Origin of the sequence: Paragemmobacter amnigenus, assembly GCF_009908265.2 — a bacterium.
Classification (GTDB): domain Bacteria; phylum Pseudomonadota; class Alphaproteobacteria; order Rhodobacterales; family Rhodobacteraceae; genus Paragemmobacter; species Paragemmobacter amnigenus.
In genome coordinates this window covers 16,304-33,592 of record NZ_JAAATX020000010.1, presented here as the reverse complement: position 1 = coordinate 33,592, position 17,289 = coordinate 16,304, and the positions used below count along the sequence as shown (strand labels likewise).

Genomic DNA, 17,289 nt, shown 5'->3' with positions numbered 1-17,289 from the left:
CTACAGGGCGGCGTCGCAGCGGGCGCAGGTGGCGGGGTGGGCGTGGGTGCCGACATCGGGCAGGATCTGCCAGCAGCGTTCGCACTTGGCCCCTTCGGCGGCGCGGAAGACCACCGCCACACCTGCCACTTCGGGCAGGGTGAAGGCGTCGGCGGGCGCGGCGTCGGTCGTCACGGTGATGCCCGAGGTGATGCAGAGTTCCGCGAAATCGGTGTCCGACAGCATCGCGGCGGTGTCGGCATCGACATGCACCACGGGGGCCGCCTCGAGCGAGGCGCCGATCACCTTGGCGGTGCGCTGCACCTCGAGCGCGCCGGTCACGACGCGGCGGACGGCGCGGATGCGGTCCCATTTCACGGCCAGCGCATAGTTCAGCCATGCGGCGGGCGTTTCGGGCATGTCTTGCAGGTGGACGCTTTCGCCCTCGTCCCCGAAGCGCGAGAGCCAGACATCCTCGGCCGTGAAAACGAGGATGGGGGCGAGCCATGTCGTCAGGCGGTGGAAGATGAGGTCGAGCACCGTGCGCGCCGAACGGCGGCGCAGCGACGAGGGCGCGTCGCAGTAGAACGCGTCCTTGCGGATGTCGAAATAGATGGCCGACAGGTCCGTGGTGCAGAAGGCGAAGAGCTTTTGAAACAGGTTCTGGAAGTCGTAGGCGGCATAGCCCGACCGCACCTCGGCATCCAGTTCGGCGAGGCGGTGCAGCACCCAGCGTTCCAGTTCGGGCATGTCCTTCGGGTCGACCCGTTCGGCATCGGTGAAGCCGGCAAGGTTGCCCAGCATGAAGCGCATGGTGTTGCGCAGGCGGCGGTAGCTGTCGGCCACGCCTTTCAGGATTTCCTTCCCGATGCGCAGGTCGATCGTATAGTCGGACTGTGCCACCCAGAGGCGCAGGATGTCGGCACCGTATTCCCCGATGACCTGTTCGGGGGCGACGGTATTGCCCAGCGACTTGGACATCTTCATGCCCTTTTCGTCCAGCGTGAAGCCGTGGGTCAGCACGCCGCGATAGGGCGCGCGGCCCTTGGTGCCGCAGGCCTGAAGCATGGAGGAGTGGAACCAGCCGCGATGCTGGTCGGTACCTTCGAGGTAGAGGTCCGCGATGCCGTCTTCCGTGCCGTCGGCGCGGTCGCGCAGGACGAAGGCATGGGTGGAGCCGGAATCGAACCAGACGTCCAGCACGTCGAAGACCTGTTCATAGGCGGCGGGATCGACGATGCCCGCCAGCACCTTTTCCTTGAAGCCCGCGACATACCAGACATCGGCGCCGTCGGCTTCGAAGGCGGCCTTGATGCGGGCGTTCACCTCGGCGTTCTTCAGCAGGAAGTCGGGATCGGTGGGCTGTGCGCCCTTTTTCACGAAGCAGGTGAGGGGCACGCCCCATGCGCGCTGGCGCGAGAGCACCCAGTCGGGGCGCGCCTCGATCATGGAAAACAGGCGGTTGCGGCCGGTCTGCGGGGTCCAGTCCACCAGCTTGTCGATGGAGGTCAGGGCGCGGGCGCGGATCGTGTCGCCATACTGGCCCTTGCCGTCGTCGAGCGTGCGGTCGATCGAGACGAACCATTGCGGCGTGTTGCGGTAGATCACCGGCGCCTTGGAGCGCCACGAGTGCGGGTAGGAGTGCCGCAGCTTGGCCTTGGCGAAAAGCGTGGCGGTGCCGGCGAGCGCCTTGATGACCGAGACGTTGGCGGGGCCTTCCTTGCCGTCGGGCAGGATGATGTGCTGGCCGCCGAAGAGCGGAAGATTGGTCCGGTAGGACCCATCCGGTTCGACATTGTACGTCATGGGCAGGCCGAATTTCAGCCCGATCTGGTAGTCGTCGTCGCCGTGGCTGGGCGCGGTGTGGACAAAACCCGTGCCCGCATCGTCGGTCACATGGTCGCCCGGCAGGAGGGGGACGTCATAGTCCCATTCGCCATTCCCGCCCTCGATGGCGCGGAAGGGGTGGGCGCAGACGAGCGCGGCCAGATCGGCGGCGGAGACGTCGCAGAGGCGGCGGGTGAAATCGGGGCCTGCGAGTTTGGCCTGTGTGAAGGCGGCCTCGGCCAGCTTGTCGGCGAGGATGACGCGGTGGCCGATGGTGGCGGGGCTGTCCTCGGGGCGGCCGATGATTTCGTACAGGCCGTAGGAGATGTCGGGGCCGAAGCAGATGGCGCGGTTCTGCGGGATGGTCCAGGGGGTGGTGGTCCAGATCACCACATCGGTCGGCGTGCGGGTGAAGGTCGCGTCGGCGGCGGTGTGGATGCGGAATTTCACCCAGACCTGATGGCTGGTGTGGTCGTGGTATTCCACCTCGGCCTCGGCCAGGGCGGTCTTTTCGACGGGGGACCACATGACGGGCTTGGAGCCCTGATAGAGCGAGCCGTTCATGAGGAAGGTCATGAATTCGTCGGCGATGACCGCCTCGGCGTGGTAGTCCATGGTCAGGTAGGGGTCGGCCCAGTTGCCGGTGACGCCCAGACGCTTGAACTCTTCGCGCTGGATGTCGATCCAGCCTTCGGCGAATTTGCGGCATTCCTGACGGAAGGCCACGACATCGACGTCGTCCTTGTTCAGGCCCTTGGCGCGGTACTGCTCTTCGATCTTCCATTCGATGGGCAGGCCGTGGCAGTCCCAGCCGGGGACGTAGCGGGCGTCCTTGCCCAGCATCTGCTGCGAGCGGACGATGAAGTCCTTGAGCACCTTGTTCAGCGCGTGGCCGATGTGCAGGTGGCCGTTGGCATAGGGCGGGCCGTCATGCAGGACGAAGGGGGTGCGGCCTTCGACGCGGCCTTTCTCGCGCAGGCGGTCGTAGATGCCGATGCGTTCCCAGCGGGCCAGCCAGTCCGGCTCGCGCTGGGGAAGGCCCGCGCGCATGGGGAATTCGGTTTCGGGCAGGAAGACGGTCGGGCGGTAGTCGGGCGTGGCGGTCGTGTCGGCGCACATGGGCGGCGGTCCTATGGGGCAAGCGGCGGGGGGGCTGCGGCGGCACGGGGGCGGCGGCGCAGGCGAAGACAGGCAGTCCCGGCGGCTGGATCAGCGCGCCGGGCCGGTAATTCGGGTGACTGTCGCGTAGGGGTATCTCATGGCGGGGGTTATAGTCGGCCCGCTTGCCGTGGTCCAGCCTGAGAGGCTGCGGTTTTTGGACCCCGATCCCCCTTTGTCGGCGGGAATGGTGCCGCATCGGCGATCCCGGGCGTGACCGGATGGCAGGGGGCTGGACAGGGCCGCGCGACGGCATAGCTTGCCATGCGACAGGGCGCGAAGGAGGTCTGCGATGAAGGAGCCGTCGGTCAATGTGCTGGGCCAGCCGCTGGAGACCTGTTCGACCGCGCCGGTGACGGGGTTCTTCCGCAACGGCTGCTGCGATACGGGGCCGATGGACAGCGGGGTGCATACGGTCTGCGCGCTGATGACGGAGGAGTTTCTGGCGCTGTCGAAATATCTGGGCAACGACCTGTCGACGCCGCGGCCGGAATACGGTTTCGCGGGGCTGAAGGCGGGGGACCGCTGGTGCCTGTGCGCGGCGCGGTTCTATCAGGCGCATGAGGAGGGCGCGGCCCCGCAGGTGCGGCTTGCCGCGACGCATATCCGGACGCTGGACATCGTGCCGCTGTCGATCCTGAAGCAATATGCGGTGGATCTGCCCGAGGGCTGAGGCTCAGGCCGCAGATTTGGGGCGGATCTGGTCGGTCACGTCGTCGCGCATCAGGTCGTCGATGAAGAGCGACAGCAGCTGCGGGCGACCACTGACGCCGGCCTTGCGGTAGATGGCGTTGGTCTGCGCCTTGACCGTGCCTTCGGACGTGGCCCGCAGGGTGGCGATTTCCGAGGTGGACAGACCCTTGATCGCAAAAAGCGCCACGTCGCGTTCGGCGGGGGTCAGGGCCCATTCGGTAAAGCGTTCCTCGAGCAGGTCCATGAAGGCGCCCGAGGCGCGGCGCAGGCGTTCCTGCGCGACGTTGCGTTCGCGCATGATGCGCTGGAACATCACCGCGCCAAGCAGCAGCCCGAGGATGAGACCGGTCGCGGCGAGGATTTCCAGAAGCTCGCGGATTTCCCATGCGAGGGGGCGGGTATAGATCCCGAGAAGCGAGGAGAGGATGTCGCTTACGAAAAAGACCGCACAAAGCGCCTGAACGACGAGGACCGCCGCGATCACCCACCTACCGGTCACAACAGGCCCCGCTTCCTGCAGGGGCCGCAGGCATCAGTCGGAGTCGCCGCCGTTGTCATCGCCGCCGCCGTCACCCGATCTGCCGCCGCCGCTGTTGCCGCCATTGTCATCCCCGCCGGACCTGCCGCCGTTGTCGTCATCACTGTCATCGTCGGATCCAAGCCTGCTGCGCGTTCCGTCGCCAAGCAAGCCCCCGGATCTGTCTTCGTTCTTAACAAGCCAAAGATCGCGCAGGATCTCGCCCGTGTTCGGGTTGACGATGATCTCGCGCTCGCCCGCCGAGCCGGAGGCGACGATGCGTGTTCGGCCAAGCCATGTGCGTTCCGTCGAGACCGCGTCGAAGCCCTGCGACTTCAGTTCGTTCACGATCGTATCGGCGATAGTGTCCGCAAATGCGGGCGCGCTGCCGAGGAGACCGGCAACCAGAGCACCCATGACTTTCCGTGTCATCATAGCGACCCCCTTCAAGGGCAGGCACCGCCTGTTGCGATACCCGAATTATCTTACAGCAAGCGCGCCCCGACAAGGCCGGGACGCGTCAATTTCGTGACATTCGTTAACGAATGCCGGTCTCAGTCATCCGAGCTGTTGCCCGAGCTGCCGCCCGAGTCGCCACCGTTGCTGTCGGACGAGCTGCCGCTGTCATCGCCGTTCGAGTCCGACGTGTCGGAGCTGTCGTCGCCATTGGCGTCGCTGGAGCTGCCCGGGTTGTCGTCGCCGATGCGGATACGCAGTTCGCCGTCGTCGTCCAGACGGACGCGCACACGCTCGCCATTCGCGTTCAGGGCGGAGATGCGGACTTCGCCATCATCTTCGGAACGCAGCGAGATGTTCTTGAGCCCCAGTTCCCCCAGCTTTGCCGCGATTGCGGCGTCATCCTGCGGGGTTGCGAAGAATTCCGTCAGCGCGGCGATGATATCGACGGGCGTATCTTCGACGGGCGCTTCGGTTTGCGCGAAGACGGCGGAGCCCGTGATGAACGTGGCAGCGGTGATCATCAGGAGTTTCGATTTGGTCAGCATGATGCCATTCCCTTTTTCTTTTTCGGATCGTGGACGTCTCCCCCCGTCCACATGCTCTCAAGATTGCCTGCCGTGAGTCGTCGGCGACGGTTGTGTTCTGGACCGCTTCGATGGCGGGGGAAATCGAACCGCGGTTTAGTCGGCGCGATTTTCCGGCGGGATGCGCGGCTAAACGGAAGTTTACGGATTATGGCCAGTGGTATGGCGGGTTGTGGCGACAACCCCAAGGCGTAGGGCGGGCGGCGGGCGGGCATGAACCAAAGGAAAAGGCCCCCCTGCAGCTGCACAGGGGGGCCTTCATGCGCCGAAGGTTTAGAGCCGCGGCTCAGACCTTCATGTCGAATCCCAGATGCTTTGCCACGGTGAAGATGTCCTTGTCGCCGCGGCCGCACATGTTCATGACGATGATGTGGTCCTTGGGCAGGGTCGGGGCGATCTTCATCACATGGGCCAGCGCGTGCGACGGCTCCAGCGCGGGGATGATTCCCTCGAGCTTGCAGCAGAGCTGGAATGCCTCGAGCGCCTCCTGGTCGGTGATGGAGACGTATTTGGCGCGGCCCACGTCATGCAGCCATGCATGTTCCGGCCCGATGCCGGGATAATCCAGACCGGCCGAGATCGAGAAACCCTCGAGGATCTGGCCGTCGCGGTCCTGCAAAAGGTACGTGCGGTTGCCGTGCAGCACGCCGGGGCGGCCGCCGGTCAGCGAGGCGCAATGTTCCATGCGTTCGTCCACGCCCTTGCCGCCCGCCTCGACCCCGATGATGTTGACGGAGGGGTCGTCGAGGAAGGGGTAGAACAAGCCCATCGCGTTGGACCCGCCGCCGATGGCCGCGATGATCGTGTCGGGCAGCCGCCCCTCGCCCTCGGCCTCGGCCAGTTGCCAGCGCACCTCCTTGCCGATGATCGACTGGAAGTCGCGCACCATGGCGGGATAGGGATGCGGGCCTGCCACGGTGCCGATGCAGTAGAAGGTGTCGCGCACATTGGTCACCCAGTCGCGCAGCGCGTCGTTCATCGCGTCCTTGAGCGTGCCGCGTCCGCTGGTCACGGGTACGACCTCGGCCCCCAGAAGCTTCATCCGGAAGACGTTGGGGGCCTGACGTTCGACGTCATGGGCGCCCATGTAGACCACGCATTTCAGGCCGAACTTGGCGCAGACGGTGGCGGTGGCCACGCCGTGCTGGCCCGCGCCGGTTTCCGCGATGATGCGGGTCTTGCCCATGCGGCGGGCAAGGATGATCTGGCCCAGCACGTTGTTGATCTTGTGCGCGCCGGTATGGTTCAGCTCGTCCCGCTTCATGTAGATCTTGGCGCCGCCAAGATGCTGGGTCATCCGCTCGGCATGGTAGAGCGGCGAGGGGCGGCCGACATAGTGTTTCCACAGATCGTCCATCTCGGCCCAGAAGGTCGGGTCGGTCTTGGCGAAGGTGTAACGCTCTTCCAGTTCGAGGATCAGCGGCATCAGCGTTTCGGATACGAAGCGGCCGCCGAAGATGCCGAAGCGACCCGCCTCGTCCGGGCCCGTCATGAAGCTGTTGATGCCGTCTTCGGCCATGTCCGCCACTCCCCTTGTCTTGCTGTCCCGATGTAGCGCCGTTGTCCGCCGTGGGAAAGACGGAGTTTGACGCAAACTCCGCCCCGAAATCTGGCGCAGATTTCGGGTTCCGGCAGGGGGGCGCGGAATTTGCGTCAAATTCCGGCGCGATTTCTGCGTCGGAAATCGCTAGGCCTGTGCGGCCTTCACGAAGGCTGTGATCCGCGCGGCGTCCTTGACCCCCGGCGCGCTTTCGACGCCCGAGGAGACGTCGACCTGACGGGCATTGGTCAGGCGGATGGCCTCGGCCACGTTGTCCGGCGTCAGGCCGCCGGCCAGCATCCACGGGCGCAGCCAGCGGCGTTGCGCCACCAGACGCCAGTCGAAGGACAGCCCGTTGCCACCCGGCAGCGCCGCGCCCTTGGGCGGTTTGGCGTCGATCAGGATCTGGTCCGCCACGGTGGAATAGTCGAAAAGCGCGGCAAGGTCGCCTTCGTCGGCCACACCTACCGCCTTCATCACCGGCAGGCCGTAGCGGGCGCGGATTTCGGCCACGCGGTCGGGGGATTCGTGGCCGTGAAGTTGCAGCATGTCCAGAGGGACGCCACCCACGATGGCGTCCAGCGTGTCGTCATCGGCATCGACCACCAGCGCGACCTTGGCCAGACCGGGCGGGGCAGCAAGGGCCAGCGTGGCGGCCTGTGCGATGGTCAGGTTGCGGGGGGATTTGGCGAAGAAGACGAAGCCCGCATAGGCCGCGCCCGCCGCCGCGACGGCGGCAACATCGGCTTCGGTCCGCAGACCGCAGATCTTGACGCGGATGTCGGTCATCGGATCAGCCAGCCTTGCGCGGCTTTTCGATCAGGGCGAGCACGTCGTCACCCGGAACGGTGGTGGAATCGCGCATCACGGCCAGTTCGCGTTCCAGACGCGCGACCTCGCGCTTCTTCTCGCTCGCCGTCTTGCGGTGCTTGTGTTCGCGCAGCCATTCCCATGTGAAGCCGATCACCACCCCCGCCACGACCCCGCCGAAAAGCACGAGGAAGAGCGGCATCTCCATCTGCCATGTCACGCCGAAGAGCGCCCCCACATCCTCGGGCAGGAGGCGGACGGGCACGACCGCGCGGTTTGCCAGCGCCACGGTGAGCAGGAGCACCATCAGGACGGCGATCAGGACATAGCGGATATAGCGCAGCATCGGGCACTCCTGCCGGGGTCTGCCCGACTATCGCGCCGCGTCGCGCAAGGTGCAAGCCGGATGCGGCGGGGGCGGTCAGCCCTTGCCGTTCAGGCGGTCGCGCAGGAGTTTGCCGGTCTTGAAGAAGGGCACCTTCTTGTCGTCGACCTTGACCGCCTCGCCGGTGCGGGGGTTGCGGCCGACGCGGGCATCGCGGGACTTGACCGAGAAGGCCCCGAAACCGCGCAACTCGACGCGGTCACCCTTGGCGAGCGCCTCGATGATTTCCTCGAAGACCGTGTTCACGATCCGCTCTACATGCCGCTGCGTGAGATGCGGGTTCTCGTCCGCGATCTTCTGGATCAGTTCCGAACGGATCATCCATGTCCCCCCTGTGGCCCCGTTGGCCGGATGCCACGATGTTGTTTGGATTGGACTATAGGCAAAAAAACCAACCGCACAACGAAAACGACAAGCGGATTGACGATGCCGTCCCTCCTGCGGCACGGGCGCAACCCTGCGGGCAGGTGGCACGGGCCGGATGCAGCGAAAAGCAGAAAGGCCCCGCCATGGCGGGGCCTTTCCGTCTGTCATCGCAGTGCGGGATCGGCTTAGTTGCCGCCCTTGAGCGCCGCGCCGAGGATGTCGCCCAGCGACGCGCCCGAATCGGACGAACCGTACTGTTCCACGGCCTCTTTCTCTTCCGCGATCTCGCGCGCCTTGATCGACAGGCCCAGACGGCGGGTCTTGGGGTCGATGTTGGTGACGCGGACGTCGACGTGGTCGCCCACCGAGAAACGCTCGGGGCGCTGGTCGGCGCGGTCGCGCGACAGGTCCGAACGGCGGATGAACGACTTGGCGCCGTTGTATTCCACCTCGACCCCGCCTTCTTCGATGGCGGTGACGGTCACGGTGATGACCGAGCCACGCTTCACGCCGTCAACGGCATCGGTGAAGCTGTCGTCGCCCAGAGCCTTGATCGAGAGCGAGATACGCTCTTTCTCGACGTCGACTTCGGTGACGGCGGCCTTGACCACGTCGCCCTTGCGGTAGTTCTGGATCGCGTCTTCGCCACGCTGGTCCCACGACAGGTCGGACAGGTGGACCATGCCGTCGATGTCGTTGTCGAGGCCGACGAACAGACCGAATTCGGTGATGTTCTTGACTTCGCCTTCGATGGTCGACCCCACGGGGTGGGTTTCGGCAAAGACTTCCCACGGGTTACGCATGGTCTGCTTGAGACCCAGCGACACGCGGCGCTTGGCGCTGTCGATTTCCAGCACCATGACGTCCACTTCCTGCGAGGTGGAGACGATCTTGCCGGGGTGCACGTTCTTTTTGGTCCAGCTCATTTCCGAGACGTGGACCAGACCTTCGACGCCGGCTTCCAGCTCCACGAAGGCGCCGTAATCGGTGATGTTGGTCACGCGGCCCTTGTGGACCGAACCCAGCGGATAGGCGCGTTCCACGGCATCCCACGGATCGGCCTGCAGCTGCTTCATGCCGAGGCTGATGCGGTGGGTTTCCTTGTTGATCTTGATGACCTGCACCTTGATCGTCTCGCCGATGGCGAGGATCTCGGACGGGTGGTTGACGCGGCGCCATGCCATGTCGGTGACGTGCAGCAGGCCGTCAACGCCGCCGAGGTCGACGAAGGCACCGTATTCGGTGATGTTCTTCACGACGCCGTCGATGGTCTGGCCTTCGGTCAGGTTGCCGATGACTTCGGCGCGCTGTTCGGCGCGCGATTCTTCCAGGATGGCGCGGCGCGACACGACGATATTGCCGCGGCGACGGTCCATCTTGAGGATCTGGAAGGGCTGCTTCATGCCCATGAGCGGGCCTGCATCGCGCACGGGGCGGACGTCGACCTGCGAACCGGGCAGGAAGGCCACGGCACCGCCCAGATCGACGGTGAAGCCACCCTTGACGCGGCCGAAGATCGCGCCTTCGACGCGGGTTTCGGAGGCGTAGGCCTTTTCGAGACGGTCCCATGCCTCTTCGCGGCGGGCCTTCTCGCGGCTGATCACGGCTTCGCCGCGGGCATTCTCGACGCGGTCAAGATAGACCTCGACCTCGTCGCCGACCTCGATCGACGGCGCTTCGCCGGGATTCGCGAATTCCTTCAGGTCGATACGGCCTTCCATCTTGTAGCCGACATCGACGATGGCCTGGCCCGCCTCGATGGCGATGACCTTGCCTTTGACGACCGTGCCCTCTTCGGGCGTGTCGATCTCGAAGCTCTCTTTCAGGAGGGCTTCAAATTCTTCCATAGCGTTCTTGGCGCACATGTGCAGTTTGTCCTTTGTCATGGTTTTCGGGCCAAGCGGTTGGCTCCGCCGGTCTTTGGCTGGTCCTTCGGGAAAAAGCCGCCTGCGTGCCGGAAAACCGGAGGCGGGGCGACTCTGCCGTCGGGATGGGGGGCCTATAGTCGCTTGGGCCAAGGAAAACAAGCCTGAACGGGGGGGCCGCTGCCTGCGGGCGGGATCAGGCCAGATGCTGCTGGCTGTCGTGCCAGTGACCGTGCCGGTGGCTTTACCGCTTGCGGCAGGCGGGCGCAGCGCCTAGCCCTGTGCGGGTCGGTCCGATGACGGGTGCAACGTGAGCCTTGGCGTCTTTCTGGCGGTGCTGGCCGCCGCCTTCCTGCATGCGCTGTGGAATGCGCTGATCAAGCTGGGCACTTCGAAGGCGGGGGGGATGCTGGTCCTGTCCATAGCCGAGATCCCCATCGGCCTGTCGGTGGCGCTGTTCCGGCCCTTTCCGGACGCGCATGTGTGGTGGTGGCTGATCGCGTCGGGATGCACGCATTTCTGCTATAAATCCTTTCTGGTCTTTGCCTATGAGCGGGGCGATCTGTCGCGCGTCTATCCCATCGCGCGGGGGGCGGCGCCGATGGTGGTGGCGCTGGTCGGGGCCTTTGCATTGGCCGATGCGATCACGCTGCATGAATATCTGGGCGTGGCGGTGCTGGGCTTTGGCATCCTGCTGATGGCGCGGGGGGTATTCACGCGGGGCGAGGACCGCAAGCTTCTGCCCTTTGCGCTGGGTTCGGCCTGTGCGACGGCGACCTATACGATGATCGACGGGCTGGGCGCGCGGGTGTCGGGCGATGCGGTGGCCTATGTCGCGTGGGTGTTCGTGGTGGACGGGCTGATCTTCACCACGGGGATCCTGCTGTGGAAGGGGTTTGGCATCGTGCCGCGGCAGGGCAAGGCATGGGCGGTGGCCTCTTTCGCGTCGGCTGCGTCCTATGGGGCCTATGCGGTGTCGGTCTGGGCGATGACGGTGGCGCCGCTGGCGGTGGTGGCGGCGCTGCGCGAGACGTCGATCCTGTTCGCCGTGCTGATCGGCTGGCTGGCCTTTGGCGAGAAGATGGGCGTGGACAAGGCCGTGGCGGCGGTGGTGATCGTGGCGGGGGTGGTGCTGACGCGGCTTTAGCGGGGCGGTGGCGGGGTGAACCCCGCCCTACATGGCGTCGGGCGTGACGGTTGGTTCCGGCCCGTGCCCAAAGCACGGGCCGCGCGCGCCCCGCCCCCCCCGGGGCGCGCGCATTCTGCGCACTCCCCGGCGGGACGCGCGCGGCCCTACCGGCGGCCCTGCTCAAGGCTCCACCGGAGCCTTTCACAGGACCTTGCACCTTTGATGCAAAGTTTACGTAATTTCCGTAATCACTCCACCCGCGCGACCGTACGGTCGGGGATGATCTGCTGCGCGATGCCCGCGAAGGTCAGGTAGAGCGAGGTGATCACCAGCCCCCAGAGCGCCCAGCTCTGCGGGTAGAAGTCGACCCATGCCGCCCAGCCCGCGAAGAAGCACCAGCCCAGAGCCATGGGCAGCGTGATGTTGCGCCAGCGCTTGGTGCGGACGGGGTGGACGAATTTCAGGTTGGTGAACATCCCCACCGTCAGGGCCACGACCACGAGCAGGCTGATCCACCACGCCGGATGGATGGCGAAGAGGACGAGCACGACCATGTTCCAGCAACCCGGGAAGCCCGCGAAGGATTTGTCCTTTGTCTTCATCCGCGTGTCGGCGAAATAGACGACCGACCCATAGACGATGGCGATGATGGCAAGCCAGCCCGTCCATCCCGGCAGAAGGCCGGATTTGAACAGCGCGTAGGCGGGGATGAAGACATAGGTCAGGTAGTCGACGATCAGGTCCATCAGGACGCCGTCATAGGTGGGCCAGTTCTTCGTCACGTCGTAGCGGCGCGCCAAGGGTCCGTCGATCCCGTCCACGAAGAGCGCCACGACGAGCCAGAGGAACATCAGGCTCCACTTTTCCTCGACGGCGGCGAGCATGGCGAACATCGACAGCACCGCGCCGGTCGCGGTGAGAAGGTGGACGCCGAGGGCTTTGAAACGCATATCCATACCGCTGGTTTGCACCGAAAACCCCCTTTAGGCAATCACGCTCGGGCGCGCGGGTGGGCCTTTTCATAGACATCCATCAGCCGCGCGGCGTCGACCGCTGTATAGGCTTGTGTCGTGGAAAGCGAGGCGTGACCGAGAAGTTCCTGTATCGCGCGCAGGTCGCCGCCCGCCGACAAGAGGTGCGTGGCGAAGCTGTGGCGGAGCGCGTGGGGCGTGGCGGTGGCGGGCAGGCCGAGCTGCATCCGCGTGCGCTCCATCGCCAGCGCGATGAGGCGGGGGTTCAACGGGCCGCCCCGCGCCCCGCGGAAGAGGGGGCCGTCGGGGGGCAGGGTAAAGGGGCAGAGCCGCGCGTAATGCGCCACGGCGTCCCGCGCCGCGGGCAGGACGGGGACAAGGCGGGTCTTGCCGCCCTTGCCGGTGATGCGCAGAACATCCGGCAGGGGATGGGCGGCGGCGGTCAGACCCAGCGCCTCGGAGATCCGCAGGCCGCAGCCGTAGAGGAGGGTGACGACCGCAGTGTCGCGGGCGGCGATCCAGTCCTCGCGCGCGGTGTCGCCCACGCTGTCGAGCATGGCGCGGGCTCCGTCCTCGGTCAGGGGGCGGGGGAGTTTTCGGCGGTATTTCGGGCCGCGCGCCGAGAGGATGGTGGTGGCGTCCTGCCCGTCGCGGTCGGCCAGCCAGCGGGTGAAGTTCTTGACCGCCGAAAGCGCGCGGGCGAGCGAGCGGGCCGAGACGCCGCGCGCGCGTTCCTGTGCCATCCAGGCGCGCAGGTCGGTCGCAGGCAGCGTGGTCAGCGCGGCGGTGCCTTCGGTCCCGCCGCGGTGCAGGGCAAGGAAGGCGAGGTATCCGGTCACGTCGCGGCCATAGGCCGAAACGGTCTTTTCCGCCGCGCCGTCCAGCGCGCGCAGGTGGCGCAGCCAAGTGGACAGCGCGTCGCGCGCCTGCGGCGACAGGGGGAGCGCGTGGGACGCTGCCCGCGGATCGGTCATGACAGCCAGCGGCGCATCGTGCGTTCGAAGACGCCCGCGAAGAAGGCCAGAAGGTCGGTGCCATGCGTCGGCTTGAACTGGTGGGGGTCCTCGGCCCCCAGCACGAGCATTCCCGGCAGGCGGCCCTTGCCGAAGTCGAGCCGCATCAGCGCCTCGGACCGGATCCAGCCGGAGCGGTCGCCGTAGAGGCTGTCATTGTCGGGCGCGACCTGACGCAGCACGACGGGGCGCATCGGCACGTTGCGCCCGCCTGCCAGATAGTCCGCCACGAATCCCGGTTCGGCCACGTAGAGCACATCGCCAAGTTTCCGCAGCAGGGCGGGGCTGTCCTCGGGCTGGACGCTTTCCAGCACCAGACGGATGCAGTCGACGCGCAGGGTGGCCGCGACTTCGGTGTTCAGCGTCTTGAGGAAATCCTCGAAGCTGAGCGGGTCGAGCATCTGGAGGATGGCGCGGTGGACCTGATTGGTGCCGGCAAGGTTTTCGTAGGCGGCGGCGATGACCGAGCGGTGGGTATCCTCCAGCCGGTCAAGCCGCGCCTCGAGCCGTTCCATCGCGATGCCGCGCAGATCGACGATGTTGTTGCCCATCGTGCGTTCGTTGGCGGCGATCAGGGCGTTCATCACGTCCCGATCCTCTAGCAGGAGTTCGGGTTCGGCGAGAAGCCGGTCGCGCAAATCAGGTTCGATCATTCAGGTTACTGCCCGTGTCGTTCTTGGTGATTTGCGCGACAGGATAGCAGATGGTCAGATGATTTTCTGCCCCGTTTTTGCCCAGTCCTTCATGAACTGGTCCAGCCCCTTGTCGGTGAGGACATGCGAGGCCATTGCCTTGATCACGGCGGGCGGCGCGGTCATCACGTCGGCGCCGATCAGGGCGCATTGGGTGACGTGGTTTGCGGTGCGGATGGAGGCGGCGAGGATCTGGGTGTCGAAGCCGTAATTGTCATAGATCTCGCGGATGTCGGAGATCAGTTCCAGACCGTCGAGGTTGATGTCGTCCAGCCGACCGATGAAGGGCGAGATGAAGGTGGCGCCCGCCTTGGCGGCGAGAAGCGCCTGATTGGCCGAGAAGCAGAGGGTGACGTTCACCATCTTGCCTTCGGAGGACAGCACCTTGCAGGTCTTGAGCCCGTCCCAGGTCAGCGGCACCTTGACCGCGATGTTCGGCGCGATCTCGGCCAGTTTGCGGCCTTCGGCGATCATGTCCTCGGCCTTGAGCGCGACGACTTCGGCGGAAACGGGGCCCGAGACGATGGAGCAGATTTCCTTCGTCACTTCGATGATGTCGCGGCCGGATTTCAGGATCAGCGAGGGGTTGGTGGTGACGCCATCGACCATGCCCAGATCGTTGAGTTCGGCGATGGCTTCGACATCGGCGGTATCCACAAAGAATTTCATCGGCGCGGTCCTTATGGGTTGCGGGGGTTCGGGGGCGGGTTTACCCCAAGTGGGGGCTGGGCGGAAGTGGTCCGGCGAAAATGTATGTGAGCGCTAACAGGTGTATGACCGGACCTATCAGGCGGGAGAACTTGTCGGCGTCCTGACGACCGAGCCCTTGGGGCGCGTGCTGGATTACCGCGCGCCGGAAGGGGGCTGCGGGGACGGGGATTTCGTCGAGGTGCCCTTGGGGCCGCGCCGCGTTCTGGGGGTGGTCTGGGGGCGGGGGCGCGGCGATTGGGACATCGCCAAGGTCCGGCCCGTGGGGCGGGTGCTGGACGCGCCGCCGATGCGGGCGGAATTGCGGGCGTTCCTGACAAAGGCTGCGGATTATACGTTGACTCCCTTGCCGCAGATGCTGCGGCTGGCCACCCGCGCGCCGGGGTTGATGGAGGGGGCGGCGCTGCGGCGGGTGTACCGGCTGGGCGGCGCGGTGCCGAACCAGTTGACCGATGCGCGGCACAGGGTGGTGGAGGCGCTGCGCGCCTATGGCGGGGCGCCGATGACGCTGGGCGAGCTGGCCGAGGAGGCGGGCTGCGGGACGTCGGTGGTGAAGGGGCTGGTGAAGCTGGGCGTGGTGGTCGAGGAGGAGGCGCCGCGCGATCTGCCGTTTCCGGTGCTGGACCCCAAGGGCGGGCCGGAGTTGCAGGGGGATCAGGTCGCGGCGGCGGATGCCTTGGTCGCGGCGGTGGCAGCGGGGGAGTATTCGACCACGCTGCTGAAGGGCGTGACAGGGTCGGGGAAGACCGAGGTCTATCTGGAGGCGGTGGCGGAATGTCTGCGGGCGGGGCGGCAGGCTTTGGTTTTGCTGCCCGAGATCGCGCTGACGGCGGAGTTCCTGACGCGGGTCGAGGCGCGCTTCGGGGCGCGCCCGGCAGAGTGGCATTCGGGTGTCACGCAGACGGAGCGGCGGCGGGTCTGGAAGATGGTCGCCACGGGGGGCGCGTCGGTGGTGGTGGGGGCGCGGTCGGCCTTGTTCCTGCATTATCAACGGCTTGGGCTGGTCGTGGTGGATGAGGAACACGACACCTCTTACAAGCAGGAGGAGGGGGTTCTGTACAACGCCCGCGACATGGCGGTGCTGCGGGCGTCCATTGTGGGGTGCCCTGTGGTGCTGGCCTCTGCCACGCCGTCGCTGGAGACATGGGCGAATGTGGAGGCGGGGAAGTATTCCCGGCTGGACCTGTCGGCCCGCTATGGCGCGGCGGAGATGCCGGATGTGCGGGCCATCGACATGCGGGCCGAGAAGCTGCCCGCCGACCGCTGGATCAGCGCGAAGCTGGCGGCGGAGGTGGCGGCGCGGGTGGCGAAGGGCGAGCAGGCGATGCTGTTCCTGAACCGGCGCGGCTATGCGCCGGTGACGCTGTGCCGGGCCTGCGGGCATCAGGTGGGCTGCGATCATTGCGACGCGCGGATGGTGGAGCATCGGTTCCAGAAGCGGTTGGTCTGTCATCAATGCGGGGCGACGAAGCCGGTTCCCGTGGCCTGTCCGGCCTGCGGGGTGGAGGGGCGGATGGCGGCGGTCGGGCCAGGGGTGGAGCGGTTGGCCGAAGAGGTGGCGGCGCGGTTTCCCGAGGCCCGCGTGGCGGTGCTGTCGTCGGACCTGTTCGGGTCGGCACGGGCCTTGAAGGCGCAGATCGAGGCGATTGCGGCGGGCGGGGCGGATATCGTCATCGGCACGCAGATCGTGGCGAAAGGCCATAATTTTCCGCTGCTTACGCTGGTGGGAGTGATCGACGCGGACCTTGGATTGCAGGGGTCGGACCTGCGGGCGGCGGAGCGGACGTTCCAGCTGATGCGGCAGGTCGCGGGGCGCGCGGGGCGGGTGGAGGGGCGCAAGGGGGTGGCCCTGTTGCAGACGCACCAGCCGGAGCATCCGGTGATCCGCGCCATTCTGGGGGGCGACGAGGAGGCGTTCTGGCGGGCCGAGGCGGCCGAGCGGCGGGCGGCGGGGGTGCCGCCTTACGGGCGGATGGCGGGGGTGATCCTGTCGTCGCCCGATGTCGCGCAGGTGTTTGATTTTGCGGGCGAACTTGCGCGGCGGGATGGGCCGTTGCGGAAGGTGGGGGCGGTCGTGTTCGGGCCTGCGCCTGCGCCGATTGCGCGGGTCAGGGGGCGGCATCGGGTGCGGTTGCTGGTCAAGGCCGAGAAGGGCGTGCCCTTGCAGGCGGCGCTGGCGGAATGGGTGGGGCAGGTGAAGCCGCCCGCCAATCTGCGGCTGGCGGTGGATATCGATCCGCAGAGTTTTCTGTGATTTCCGGTGTCCGGGATCCGTGCCGGAAACGGTACCGCAAACTGTCAGCACGCAGGGGGCGGTGCGGTAGGGTTTGGGTAAGGGGCGGGGGGGCGGGTTGGCCGGGGGAACCCCGCCTACTTGGATGGCGCTGGGTCTGGTTTCCGCCAAGTGGCGAAAGGCGGTGCGAAAGGCCCCAGTGGGGCGTTTCGCATCGCCGCCGGTAGGGCCGCGCGCGACACGCCGGGGCGGGCGCCCGTGGCGCACGACCCGGTGGGGCGGGTCGTGCGCGGACCGTGGCTTTGGGCCACGGTCCGGACCTGAGCGTTGCGCCAAGGTCGGGGAGGCGAGCCCCCCACA

At 66.5% G+C, this 17,289-nt stretch carries 16 protein-coding genes; 3 read left to right on the top strand and 13 right to left on the bottom strand.

Translation table 11 applies throughout. The annotated features are described in order from the left end of the window. Entirely contained in the window at positions 1-2,925 is a 2,925-nt protein-coding gene (gene ileS / locus GU927_RS14330) for an isoleucine--tRNA ligase (RefSeq protein ID WP_161763131.1), read from the bottom strand. A gap of 331 nt (positions 2,926-3,256) precedes the next feature. Between ileS and GU927_RS14325 the strand changes: the two genes are divergently transcribed. Next, positions 3,257-3,637: a DUF2237 family protein gene (locus tag GU927_RS14325; protein WP_161763130.1), complete on the top strand. Its 381-nt coding sequence runs from the start codon at positions 3,257-3,259 to the stop codon at positions 3,635-3,637. A 3-nt stretch (positions 3,638-3,640) separates the two neighbouring features. On the opposite strand, the gene GU927_RS14320 is transcribed toward GU927_RS14325, so the two are convergent. From GU927_RS14320 to rpsA, 8 genes are all read right to left on the bottom strand, one after another. Further along, complete coding sequence (locus GU927_RS14320; protein WP_161763129.1) at positions 3,641-4,156, bottom strand: helix-turn-helix transcriptional regulator; 516 nt, start codon at positions 4,154-4,156, stop codon at positions 3,641-3,643. Positions 4,157-4,189: 33 nt separating this feature from the next. Continuing rightward, the gene (locus tag GU927_RS14315; RefSeq protein WP_161763128.1) at positions 4,190-4,609 is read right to left on the bottom strand and encodes a hypothetical protein; all 420 of its coding nucleotides are present in this window, start codon (positions 4,607-4,609) and stop codon (positions 4,190-4,192) included. Positions 4,610-4,728: 119 nt separating this feature from the next. After that, positions 4,729-5,178, bottom strand: a complete 450-nt coding sequence (locus GU927_RS14310) for a hypothetical protein (protein WP_161763127.1) — start codon at positions 5,176-5,178, stop codon at positions 4,729-4,731. 325 nt (positions 5,179-5,503) lie between these two features. After that, a complete protein-coding gene (gene trpB / locus GU927_RS14305; protein WP_161763126.1) occupies positions 5,504-6,736 on the bottom strand; it encodes a tryptophan synthase subunit beta in 1,233 nt (410 codons plus the stop codon). A gap of 168 nt (positions 6,737-6,904) precedes the next feature. Then, on the bottom strand, positions 6,905-7,546 hold the full coding sequence (locus tag GU927_RS14300; protein WP_161763125.1) for a phosphoribosylanthranilate isomerase: 642 nt from the start codon (positions 7,544-7,546) through the stop codon (positions 6,905-6,907). A gap of 4 nt (positions 7,547-7,550) precedes the next feature. Further along, positions 7,551-7,913 (bottom strand): lipopolysaccharide assembly protein LapA domain-containing protein, encoded by a 363-nt coding sequence (locus tag GU927_RS14295; RefSeq protein WP_161763124.1) that lies wholly within the window; start codon positions 7,911-7,913, stop codon positions 7,551-7,553. A 75-nt stretch (positions 7,914-7,988) separates the two neighbouring features. Continuing rightward, complete coding sequence (gene ihfB, locus GU927_RS14290) at positions 7,989-8,273, bottom strand: integration host factor subunit beta (protein WP_161763123.1); 285 nt, start codon at positions 8,271-8,273, stop codon at positions 7,989-7,991. Positions 8,274-8,503: 230 nt separating this feature from the next. Continuing rightward, positions 8,504-10,183, bottom strand: a complete 1,680-nt coding sequence (rpsA, locus tag GU927_RS14285) for a 30S ribosomal protein S1 (RefSeq protein ID WP_161763122.1) — start codon at positions 10,181-10,183, stop codon at positions 8,504-8,506. Positions 10,184-10,493: 310 nt separating this feature from the next. On the opposite strand from rpsA, the gene GU927_RS14280 reads away from it, so the two are divergent. Further along, entirely contained in the window at positions 10,494-11,330 is an 837-nt protein-coding gene (locus GU927_RS14280; protein ID WP_161763121.1) for a DMT family transporter, read from the top strand. 230 nt (positions 11,331-11,560) lie between these two features. Here GU927_RS14280 and GU927_RS14275 read toward each other — a convergent pair whose 3' ends face one another. From GU927_RS14275 to fsa, 4 genes are read right to left on the bottom strand one after another with little or no spacing between them, the layout of a single operon-like run. Then, positions 11,561-12,268 carry a CDP-alcohol phosphatidyltransferase family protein gene (locus GU927_RS14275; protein WP_217765676.1) on the bottom strand — a complete coding sequence of 236 codons (708 nt, stop codon included), beginning with the start codon at positions 12,266-12,268 and terminating at the stop codon, positions 11,561-11,563. Positions 12,269-12,303: 35 nt separating this feature from the next. After that, positions 12,304-13,257 (bottom strand): tyrosine recombinase XerC, encoded by a 954-nt coding sequence (locus tag GU927_RS14270; RefSeq protein ID WP_161763119.1) that lies wholly within the window; start codon positions 13,255-13,257, stop codon positions 12,304-12,306. Further along, positions 13,254-13,949, bottom strand: coding sequence for a DUF484 family protein (locus tag GU927_RS14265; protein WP_161763118.1), 696 nt, complete (start codon positions 13,947-13,949; stop codon positions 13,254-13,256). The genes GU927_RS14270 and GU927_RS14265 overlap by 4 nt, the downstream gene beginning before the upstream one ends. Positions 13,950-14,003: 54 nt before the next feature. Further along, on the bottom strand, positions 14,004-14,657 hold the full coding sequence (gene fsa, locus GU927_RS14260; RefSeq protein WP_161763117.1) for a fructose-6-phosphate aldolase: 654 nt from the start codon (positions 14,655-14,657) through the stop codon (positions 14,004-14,006). Positions 14,658-14,757: 100 nt separating this feature from the next. Between fsa and GU927_RS14255 the strand changes: the two genes are divergently transcribed. Then, the gene (locus GU927_RS14255) at positions 14,758-16,950 is read left to right on the top strand and encodes a primosomal protein N' (RefSeq protein WP_161763116.1); all 2,193 of its coding nucleotides are present in this window, start codon (positions 14,758-14,760) and stop codon (positions 16,948-16,950) included. Positions 16,951-17,289 lie beyond the last annotated feature (339 nt).

Excerpts from the sequence above, each read along its gene's own strand:
- GU927_RS14310 (WP_161763127.1), bottom strand. The coding sequence starts at position 5,178 with ATGCTGACCAAATCGAAACTCCTGATGATCACCGCTGCCACGTTCATC.
- GU927_RS14315 (WP_161763128.1), bottom strand. The coding sequence starts at position 4,609 with ATGATGACACGGAAAGTCATGGGTGCTCTGGTTGCCGGTCTCCTCGGC.
- GU927_RS14270 (WP_161763119.1), bottom strand. The coding sequence starts at position 13,257 with ATGACCGATCCGCGGGCAGCGTCCCACGCGCTCCCCCTGTCGCCGCAG.
- GU927_RS14275 (WP_217765676.1), bottom strand. The coding sequence starts at position 12,268 with ATGGATATGCGTTTCAAAGCCCTCGGCGTCCACCTTCTCACCGCGACC.
- GU927_RS14295 (WP_161763124.1), bottom strand. The coding sequence starts at position 7,913 with ATGCTGCGCTATATCCGCTATGTCCTGATCGCCGTCCTGATGGTGCTC.
- ihfB (WP_161763123.1), bottom strand. The coding sequence starts at position 8,273 with ATGATCCGTTCGGAACTGATCCAGAAGATCGCGGACGAGAACCCGCAT.
- GU927_RS14300 (WP_161763125.1), bottom strand. The coding sequence starts at position 7,546 with ATGACCGACATCCGCGTCAAGATCTGCGGTCTGCGGACCGAAGCCGAT.
- GU927_RS14325 (WP_161763130.1), top strand. The coding sequence starts at position 3,257 with ATGAAGGAGCCGTCGGTCAATGTGCTGGGCCAGCCGCTGGAGACCTGT.
- rpsA (WP_161763122.1), bottom strand. The coding sequence starts at position 10,183 with ATGTGCGCCAAGAACGCTATGGAAGAATTTGAAGCCCTCCTGAAAGAG.
- ileS (WP_161763131.1), bottom strand. The coding sequence starts at position 2,925 with ATGTGCGCCGACACGACCGCCACGCCCGACTACCGCCCGACCGTCTTC.
- trpB (WP_161763126.1), bottom strand. The coding sequence starts at position 6,736 with ATGGCCGAAGACGGCATCAACAGCTTCATGACGGGCCCGGACGAGGCG.
- GU927_RS14265 (WP_161763118.1), bottom strand. The coding sequence starts at position 13,949 with ATGATCGAACCTGATTTGCGCGACCGGCTTCTCGCCGAACCCGAACTC.
- fsa (WP_161763117.1), bottom strand. The coding sequence starts at position 14,657 with ATGAAATTCTTTGTGGATACCGCCGATGTCGAAGCCATCGCCGAACTC.